Annotated in this window: 2 protein-coding genes; both read left to right on the top strand. The window is 69.1% G+C overall.

Going from position 1 to position 6557, the window contains the following annotated elements:
- Window positions 1-3948: non-ribosomal peptide synthetase (locus DM816_RS39375; RefSeq protein WP_117215574.1), on the top strand; the 3948-nt coding region annotated here is incomplete at its 5' end.
- 261 nt (window positions 3949-4209) lie between these two features.
- The coding region (locus DM816_RS39370; protein WP_162908310.1) for a condensation domain-containing protein at window positions 4210-6557 on the top strand (2348 nt) is incomplete at its 3' end.

Here is a 6557-nt window from a genome sequence, read left to right as displayed (position 1 = left end):
TCGGGCGACCCCGGTTTCGCCGAGCTGGTCGAGCGGGTGCGCGACGCCGACCTGGCCGCGTTCGCCCATCAGGACCTGCCGTTCGACCTGCTGGTGGAGCACCTCAACCCGGCGCGTTCGCTGTCGTGCCACCCACTGTTCCAGGTGATGCTCACGGTCGACAAGGACGGCGACGACGCCCTCGCGCTGGGCGACATCCCCGGGCGGGTCCAGCCGTCCGTGTTGGACGCCGCCAAGTTCGATCTTTCGTTCTCGTGCACCGAGACCCGCGATGCCGGGCTCAACGTGCTCGTGCAGTACTCGGCCGACCTGTTCGACAAGGCGACCGCCCAGCTCGTGCTCGACCTGTACCTGCGCGTGTTGCGGGCTGCCGCCTATGACGAGCCGATGCCCGAGGCTCCCGAGCTTGCCCGAAAGTCGACCATGAAGTTGGCGTCCCGACACGCCGTCGAACATGGACGTAAGCTCATGATCGACGGGAAGGGTGGCGATGCGAAAGAGGCGGCGAGGGCTTCCGAGGTGTTCTCGGCGCGGGCGGATGTGCTGTGTGGGCTGTTTGCGGAAGTTCTTGGGCGCGAACGGATTGGTCCCGACGACAACTTCTTCGAGAACGGTGGGCATTCGCTTCTGGCAGTGCGGTTGGTGAGTCGCATTCGGGTCGTGCTGGGTGTGGAGGTCGGCATTCGGGACGTGTTCCAGACCCCGACCGTGGCCGGGCTCGACCGCCGCATCGGTGAGCTCGTCGGGTCCGGGGTGCGGCCCGCGCTCGTCCCGGTTGAGCGGACCGGCGTGGTGCCGCTGTCGTTCGCGCAGCGGCGGTTGTGGTTCCTGGCGCAGTGGGAGGCGTCGCGCGCCTACAACCTGCCGATCGTGATGCGGCTGCGCGAGCCCGCCGACCGGGCCGCGCTCGCGGCCGCCTTCGCCGATGTCGTGGGCCGGCACGAGGTCCTGCGCACCACCTACTCCACAGTGGACGGGCGGCCGTGGCAGACCATCCTGCCCGACGCCCGGCCCGAGCTGAGGGTTGTCTCCACCGCGCCAGACCGGCTTGAGGCCGCGATTGAGGCCGAAATCGGGCATGTGTTCGACCTGTCCAGCGAGATCCCGCTGCGCATGTCACTGCTCAATGTGGACGGTGGCGAGCAGGTGCTCATCGTGCTGCTGCACCACATCGCGGGCGACGGGTGGTCGCTGGCACCCCTGCTGGCCGACCTGTCCACCGCTTACGCGGCAAGGTGTGCGGGGCACACGCCCGATTGGGAGCCGTTGCCAGTGCAGTATGCGGATTATGCGCTGTGGCAACAACAACTGCTCGGTGAGGCGTCCAACCCGGACAGTCTGCTCTCACAGCAGCTTGCCTTCTGGCGCGAGGCGCTGTCGGGTGCACCGCAGGTGCTGGACCTACCCACGGATCGCCCTCGACCGGCGGTCGCGAGCCACCGCGGTGATCTGGTGAAGTTCACCCTTCCGGCCGGGCTGCATGAGCTGGCTCGTGAGACCGGCGCGACCCTGTTCATGGTCGTGCAGGCCGCGTTCGCGGCGCTGTTGTCCCGGCTCGGAGCGGGGCACGACATACCCATCGGGACGGTCGTCGCCGGCCGGGCCGACGAGGCGCTCAACGATCTGGTCGGGTTCTTCGTCAACACGCTTGTCATGCGCACCGACGTCTCCGGCAATCCCAGCTTTGTCGAGCTTGTCGAGCGCGTGCGCGATGCCGACCTGGCCGCGTACGCCAACCAGGACCTGCCGTTCGAGCGCCTGGTGGAGGAGCTTCGGCCCGCCCGGTCTTCGGCACACCACCCGCTGGTGCAGGTCATGCTCGTGCTCCAGAACAACGCCGACGCCGATGTCGACGGCTCCAGCATCCAGGGCGACGACATCGAGCTCACGACCGGCGTGGCCAAGTTCGACCTGACGCTGGCGCTCAAGGAGGAGCCAAGCTTCATCCGCGGCGTACTCGAATACGCCACCGATCTGTTCGACCGCGCCACGATCGAAGCGCTCACCGCTCGCCTGACCCGGCTCGTGCAGGCCGTGCTGACCGACCCCACCCAACCCATCGCCGACATCGACCTGCTGACCCCGGCCGAGCACAGCCAGATCGCGGCGTACAACGACACCACCGTCGAAGGCCTGCCGACCGCCTGCGTGCACGAGCTGTTCGAACAGCAGGTGCGCCGCGCACCCGACCGGGTCGCCATCACCTATGAGGACGAGCGCCTGACCTATGCCGAACTCAACCGGCGTGCCAACGCGTTGGCCCACCGGCTGATCGCCACCGGCGTGCGGCCCGAGTCGGCGGTCGGCGTGCTCATGGAGCGCTCAGCGAACCTGATCGTCGCGACCCTGGCCGTGCTCAAGTGCGGCGCCGCATACGTGCCGATCGACGCGAAGCTGCCCAACTCGCGCGTACGCATGATCATGGAGGAGACCGGCGCGGCGACGCTCGTGACCGATGAGTCCTATCGCGACAGTGACGCCGTGCGGGCCGAACGCGAGGCGCAGACCCGCATCGTGCTGGCGGCCGCGGAGTCCGGAGTGGACGGTCCCGACACCGATCCGGGCATCCCGCTCAGTGAGCACGCACTGATGTATGTCATGTTCACCTCCGGCTCCACCGGTCGGCCCAAGGGCGTGGGCGTGACCCACCGCAACGTCGTGCAGCTGGCGATCGATCGGTGCTGGAATGAAGAGAACCATCGCCGCATGCTGGTCCACTCGGCTTACGGCTTCGACGCCTCCACCTATGAGATTTGGGTACCGCTGCTGCGCGGCACGGAGTTGGTCGTCGCCTCCGGAGACGGCGCGGACGTGCGGCACATGGCCCGTACCATAGAAAAATATGGCGTCACGGCGGCCTACTTCACCATCGGCCTGTTCCACATTATGGCCGACGAAGGGCTGGATGCGTTGCGCATGCTGCGTGAGGTGTGGACCGGTGGCGATGTCGCGTCCCCGGCGGCGCTCCAACGCGTGCTGGAGCACTGCCCCGACACGGTCGTGGTGCACAGCTACGGCCCGACCGAGACCACGTTCGCCTCACACCACCAACGATTCGAGACCTCACAACGGGTACTGGATGGAGTCTATTTAGGACGTTTGCTGGATAACACGCGCGGTTATGTCCTCGATGAGCGCCTGCACCCCGTGCCGCCGGGTGGCACAGGCGAGCTTTACATCGCGGGTGAGCAGGTGGCGCGCGGCTACGTCGGGCGGGCCGGGCTCACCGCCGAGCGCTTCGTCGCCGACCCGTTCGGCGCGGACGGCGGGCGCATGTATCGCACAGGTGACCTGGTCACCTGGACCCCGGACGGCGAGATCCGGTTCCTCGGGCGCGCCGACGGCCAGGTGAAACTGCGCGGATTCCGGATCGAGCTGGTCGAGATCGAGACCGTGCTCGGCGCGCAGCCGTCCGTCGGGCAGGTGGCCGTGATCGTGCGCGAGGACCGTCCGGGCGACAAGCGGCTCGTGGCCTACGTCGTCCCGGCCGGGGAGTCCACTGTGGACGCGCCCGCGCTGCGCGCGGCGGCGGCGCAGGCCCTGCCCGAATACATGGTGCCGTCGGCGTTCGTGGTGCTCGACCGGCTCCCGATCACGGTCAACGGCAAGCTCGACCGCAAGGCGTTGCCAGCCCCCGCCTTCGGCGGCTCCGGCGCGACACGGCCGCCGCGCAACCCGCGCGAGGAGATCCTGTGCGGCGTGTTCGCCGAGGTGCTCGGGGTGGAAACGGTCGGCATCGACGACGACTTCTTCGATCTCGGCGGGCACTCGCTGCTGGCCGTGCGGCTGGTGAACCGGGCCCGTGCGGTGCTCGGCGTCGACGTGGACCTGCGCGATCTGTTCCAGGCCCCGACTGTCGCGGCGCTCAGCGAGCGCTTCCAGAGCACGACCGGGGCCGCGAACCGGCCGGCGCTGCGCAAGCGATCGCGGGCGAGCCGGGCCGGCTGACCGGACGGTGCAGCGCTAGCGCGTATCTCCCCAAGATCCCGCAACGTGCCAGGCACGTTGCGGGATCTTGGCACGCGCTTCGCGCGGAGCACGCGGCTTGGAAACCGCCGCCAGCACTCTGCACAGGGCACGCGGTGCAGAGAGCTGGCGCCGCGGGGTCAACCGCCAGAGCGCGATAGCTGCCTCCGTTACTGCCTCTCACCAGGCAAGACCGTCCCTAACCTGAGTGTTGAGATCGAAGCTTGCCAAAGGAGGAGTCCCATGCTGGCTGCCGTCGGCGCAGAACCGGCGACCATCCTCGACGGGGAGCCGCTGGCGTTCCCCGTCGTGCCCGTGCTGGAGTCGATCGCGGCGCGCACCGGCGCCGGTCAACATCGGACGGCGCTGGTGCACGGCGAGAGCCGGATGACCTATCAGGAACTGGATGCGGCGGTGATCGCGCGAGCGGAGCAGCTGCGCGCCGACGGTGCTGGCCCCGGCCGGCTGGTGGTGGTCTGCCAGCCGCGCGGCATGGACGCGATCGTGGCGATCCTGGCGGTGTTGCGCACAGGCGCCGCATATCTGCCGCTGGACCCGAGCGCCCCGCAGGCACGCAACGAGGCGATCCTGCAGGACGCGTGCGGCGGCGCGACCCCGCCCCCGCACACCGATTGCGACGGCGCGGTGCTGCCCGGTCCGGGCGTGCCGGCGGGCGTCGCCTACGTCATCTACACGTCCGGCTCGACGGGCACTCCCAACGGTGTGCTCGTCGGGCACGAGGCGCTGGCTCATTTCGTCGCGGGAGCGTTGCAGCGCTACGGGTTTGGTCCCGAGGACCGCGTGTTGCAGTTCGCCCCACTGCATTTCGACGCCAGCGTCGAGGAGATTTTCGTGACGCTGTGCGCGGGTGGCACGCTGGTGTTGCGCACCGACAGCATGCTCGACATCGCCGGGCTCGTGGACGGGTGCGTCGTCCACGGGGTGACGGTGCTCGATCTGCCCACCGCCTATTGGCACGAGCTCGTTTACGCCGTCGGCGCGGGCGTGGTCGAGCTTCCGGCCGCGCTGCGCATCGTCATCATCGGCGGCGAGGCCGCGCTGCCCGAACGCGTCGCGCGCTGGCGCGAGTGCGCCGGTGAGCGCGTGCGGCTGCTCAACACCTATGGGCCGACCGAGGCGACCGTGGTCGCGACGGCGGCAGAGCTGTCCACATGCGACAGCGACGAGGTGCCGATCGGACTGCCGCTGCCGGGCGTGCGGGCGGCCGTGGTGGAGGGCGAGCTGTGGCTGCTTGGCGGCGGCCTTTCTCGTGGGTACCTGGGACGGCCCGAGCTGACCGCGCGGCGGTTCACCACATTGGACGGTCAGGCGGCCTACCGCACCGGGGATCTGGTCTGTGTCCGGGAGGACGGCCAGCTCGGCTATCTGGGCCGGGTCGACGATGAAATAAAGATCAGTGGGTACCGGATCGATCCCGCGGCGATCGAGTCGGTCCTGCTTGGGCACGCGGCGGTGCGCCAGGCCGCGGTGGTCGCGCAGGAGCACGGCCAGTCCAAGCGGCTCGTGGCTTTTGTGGAGGCGGCGGCACCGGTGAGCGTGGCCGAGTTGCGCAAGCACCTGGCCGCGCAGCTGCCGCAACAGGCCGTGCCCGGTGCGATCGGCATCGTGGACGCGTTGCCCCGCACCAGCTCCGGCAAGATTGACAAGAAGACGCTGCGCGTCACCGCGCCACCGCCCGAGCGCGCTTTCACTGCAGAGCCCGTCGTCGATGAGGACGCGATCCCGCTGTCGTACGCGCAGCGGAGGCTGTGGTTCCTCAACCGGCTCGAAGGCCCGTCGTCGTCCTACAACGTGCCGGCGGTGTTGCGGCTGAGCGGGGTGCCCGATCGCGACGCGCTGGCTGCGGCGCTGGCGGACGTCGTCGAACGGCACGAGGTGTTGCGCACGGTGTTCCCGGCCATCGAAGGCGAACCGTTCCAGGTGATCCTCGATGACGTGCGGCCCGAGCTGGTGACCGTGGAGTGCACGCCCGACGCGGCACCCGCACTGGTCGACGCGTTCGCCAACGAACCGTTCGACGTGTCGGTGGACATGCCTTTGCGCGCCAAGCTTTTCGTGACCGGCCCGCAGGAGTCGGTGTTCGTGCTCGTGCTGCACCACATCGCCACCGACGGCTGGTCGATGGGCCCGCTGTGGCGGGACATCGCGACCGCGTATCAGGCCCGTTTGGTGGGGCAGGAACCCGATTGGGAGCCGCTGCCCGTGCAGTACGCGGACTACACGCTGTGGCAACAGGAGTTGGTGTCCGGTGTCCTAACGCAACAGTTGGACTTCTGGCGCGAGACGCTCGAAGGCGCGCCACCCGTGCTGGACCTGCCCGCCGATCGGCCACGCCCGGCGCTCGCGAGCTACGACGGCGGCACGGTCACGGCGAAGCTCGAACCCGAGGTGCACCAACGGCTGCTCGACCTGTCGCGGCAGCACCGTGCGAGCCTGCTCATGGTGTTGCAGGCCGCGCTCGGCGTGGCCCTGTCACGAGCCGGCGCGGGTCAGGACATCCCGATCGGCACGGTTGTGGCGGGACGCACGGATGATGCGCTCAACGATGTCGTTGGCTTCTTCGTCAACAC

Origin of the sequence: Allorhizocola rhizosphaerae (assembly GCF_003426775.1) — a bacterium.
Classification (GTDB): domain Bacteria; phylum Actinomycetota; class Actinomycetes; order Mycobacteriales; family Micromonosporaceae; genus Allorhizocola; species Allorhizocola rhizosphaerae.
The sequence above is the reverse complement of the archived record's forward strand: the minus strand, read 5'-3'. Positions and strand labels throughout refer to the sequence as shown.